The organism is Azohydromonas lata NBRC 102462 (assembly GCF_001571085.1).
Classification (GTDB): domain Bacteria; phylum Pseudomonadota; class Gammaproteobacteria; order Burkholderiales; family Burkholderiaceae_C; genus Azohydromonas; species Azohydromonas lata.
In genome coordinates this window covers 1-2,910 of the sequence record NZ_BCTC01000226.1, presented here as the reverse complement: position 1 = coordinate 2,910, position 2,910 = coordinate 1, and the positions used below count along the sequence as shown (strand labels likewise).

Genomic DNA, 2,910 nt, shown 5'->3' with positions numbered 1-2,910 from the left:
CCGTCGATCGTGCCGATGATGTCGCCGATGCGGCGGCTGGCGGTCTGTATGCCGTCCATGGTGCTCACCACCTGCGACACCACCTCGCCGCCGCGGCGCGCCACGTCGGAGGCCGAGGAGGCGAGCTGGTTGGCCGTGGCCGCGGCGTCGGCGCCGGAGCGCACGTTGACGGTGAGCTGCTGCATGCTCGAAGCCGTCTGCTGCAGGCTGGAGGCCGTCTGCTCGGTGCGGCTGGAGAGGTCGCTGTTGCCCGCGGCCACCTCGGAGCTGGCCAACTGCACCGAGGACGCGCTCTGGCGCACCTCGTTGACCAGCGACTGCAGCGCATGCTGCATGCCCGCCAGCGAGCGCAGCAGCGCCGAGATCTCGTCGTTGCCCGTGATCTGCACCTCCTGCGACAGCTCGCCCGTGGCGATGCGCTCGGCCACGGCGCGGGCCTGCGCCACCGGCGCGCAGATGGAGGCCATGTTGGCCAGCGTCAGCGGCACCACCACGAGCGCGCTCACCAGCGCCGCCGCGGCAAACAGCAGGTGGGCGAGGCTGGAGGCGCCGGCGAGCTCGGCGGCGGCGGCCTCCTGCTGCGCCTTCAGGTGGGTGAGCAGCTTGCCCACCTCGGCCTCGGTGGCGTGTATGGGCGTCTTGGCCGGCTCCAGCGCGCGGTCGGCCAGCGCCGCGGTCGCGAAGCCGCCGGCGGCGGCCTGCGTGAGCACCGGCGCGGCCTTGGCGGCGTAGTCGGCAAGGGCGCCGGCCACGGCGGCAGCCGCGGTGGCGCCGGCGTCCGCGGAGCCCTGGCCCAGCCGCTGCGCCATTTGCGTGGCCTGCTGCACGGCGGTGTTCCACAGGGCCTGGTGCCGCGCCGCGGCCTCGGCCGAGTCGAGGTGGATCACCAGGTCCTTCTCATGGCGCCGGATGTTGCCGAGCTGCCGCTCCAGGGCCACGGCGTCCATGGTGCGGGCATGCGTGCCCGCCATGAAGCCGTCGCTCACGCGGTGGAGCCTGCCCATCCCCCACAGGCCCACGCCGCTTACCAAAGCGAGCAGCGCCAGCACCGTGAGGATGGCGCCGACCATGCGAAAGCGGATGGAAAAGCTCCGTATCCAGGCGTTGATCATGAGTACCCCAACTGCTTACTGCTTGATGCCTGAAGGCCCGCGCGCGTCAGGCGTGGCCGTCCATGAGCCGGGTGCGCGAGCGGCGCACCAGGCCGCCGACGTCCAGGATCAGGGCCACGCGGCCGTCGCCCAGGATGGTGGCGCCGGAGATGCCGTCCACGCGGCGGTAGTTGGCCTCCAGGTTCTTGACCACCACCTGCTGCTGGCCCAGCAGCTCGTCCACGAGCAGCGCCACGCGCCCGCCGTCGGCCTCGACCACGACCATCATGTCGCTGGGCTGGTCCTTGCCCGGGCGCGGCACGCTGAACAGGCGCTGCATGTCCACCACGGGCATGTACTCCTGGCGCACCTCGACGACGCGGGCGCCGGCCAGGCCGCGGATCATTCCCTGCGTGACCTGGAAGGACTCGACCACGCTGGCCAGCGGGACGATGTAGCACTCGGCGCCGATGCCCACGCTCATGCCGTCCATGATGGCCAGCGTCAGCGGCAGGCGGACCTTCACGCTCATGCCCTGGCCGGGCGCGGAGTCGATCTCGACCGTGCCGCCCAGCGCCGTGATGTTCTTCTTGACCACGTCCATGCCCACGCCGCGGCCGGAGACGTCGGTGACGACGTCGGCCGTGGAGAAGCCCGGGGCGAAGATCAGGCCCCAGACCTCGGCGTCGGTGAGGCTGTCGGGCGCGTCCAGGCCGCGCTCGCGCGCCTTGCGCAGCAGCTTCTCGCGGTCCAGGCCGCGGCCGTCGTCGCGCACCTCGATCACGATGTTGCCGCCCTGGTGGCTGGCCACCAGGGTGATGCTGCCGTGCTCGGGCTTGCCGCGCGCCAGGCGCTCGGCCGGCAGCTCGATGCCGTGGTCGGCGCTGTTGCGCACCAGGTGGGTGAGCGGGTCGGTGATCTTTTCCACCAGGCCCTTGTCCAGCTCGGTGGCCTCGCCCTGGGTGTGCATCTCGATGCGCTTGCCCAGCTTGGATTCCAGGTCGCGCAGCATGCGCGGGAAGCGGCTGAAGACCACGGACATCGGAATCATGCGGATGGACATGACCGATTCCTGCAGGTCGCGCGTGTTGCGCTCCAGCGCCGCCAGCCCGGAGACCAGCTGCTGGTGCAGCGAGCCGTCGAGCTGCTTGCTGTTCTGGGCCAGCATGGCCTGCGTGATGACGAGCTCGCCCACCAGGTTGATGAGCTGGTCCACCTTTTCCACCGACACGCGCAGCGTGGTGGACTCGCCCTTGTCCACGCGCGGCGCGGCGGCCTTGGGCGAGGCTGCGGCCGGCGTGGCGGCGGGCGCCGTGCCCGCGGCGGCGACCACGGCCGTGGCCGGCGCGGCGGCGGGGGCCTCGTGCATCTCGGTGGCGGTGGGCGCGGGCATCTCGCCCAGGTCGGGCACGCCGGGGGCGTCGTCGAAGAAGCCGTAGCCCAGGTCGGGCGTTTCCGGCGGCGGGGCACCGGGGGCGTCATCGTGGAAGCCGTAGCCCACGTGCATGGGCGCCAGGCGCAGCGCCTCGCGCGCGACGTGGAAGGTGAACAGGTCCATCAGCTCGTCGTCGCCGCTGGTGGTCAGCACCTTGAAGCGGCGCATGCCGTCGGCGGCATGGCCCCCGTCCAGCGGCTCGAGGACGCCCAGGTCGGGAATCTCGGCGAACAGCTCGGCCAGGTTGTTGGCCTGCTCGGGATGATCCAGCGGGCCCACCGTGAGCTCGAGCACGCGCACCGCGCACTTGGCGGCGCTGTCGGCGGCCGGCTCGGCCGCGGCGGGCTTGGGCGCCTCCACGGGCGGCGGCGGGGGCGGCGGCGG

General features: G+C 72.5%; 2 protein-coding genes. Both read right to left on the bottom strand.

What is annotated here, in order from left to right; all coding sequences use genetic code 11:
* Window positions 1–1,112: HAMP domain-containing protein (locus ALA01S_RS30635; RefSeq protein WP_066343509.1), on the bottom strand; the 1,112-nt coding region annotated here is incomplete at its 3' end.
* Between the two features lie 46 nt (window positions 1,113–1,158).
* Window positions 1,159–2,910: chemotaxis protein CheA (locus tag ALA01S_RS30630; RefSeq protein WP_066343503.1), on the bottom strand; the 1,752-nt coding region annotated here is incomplete at its 5' end.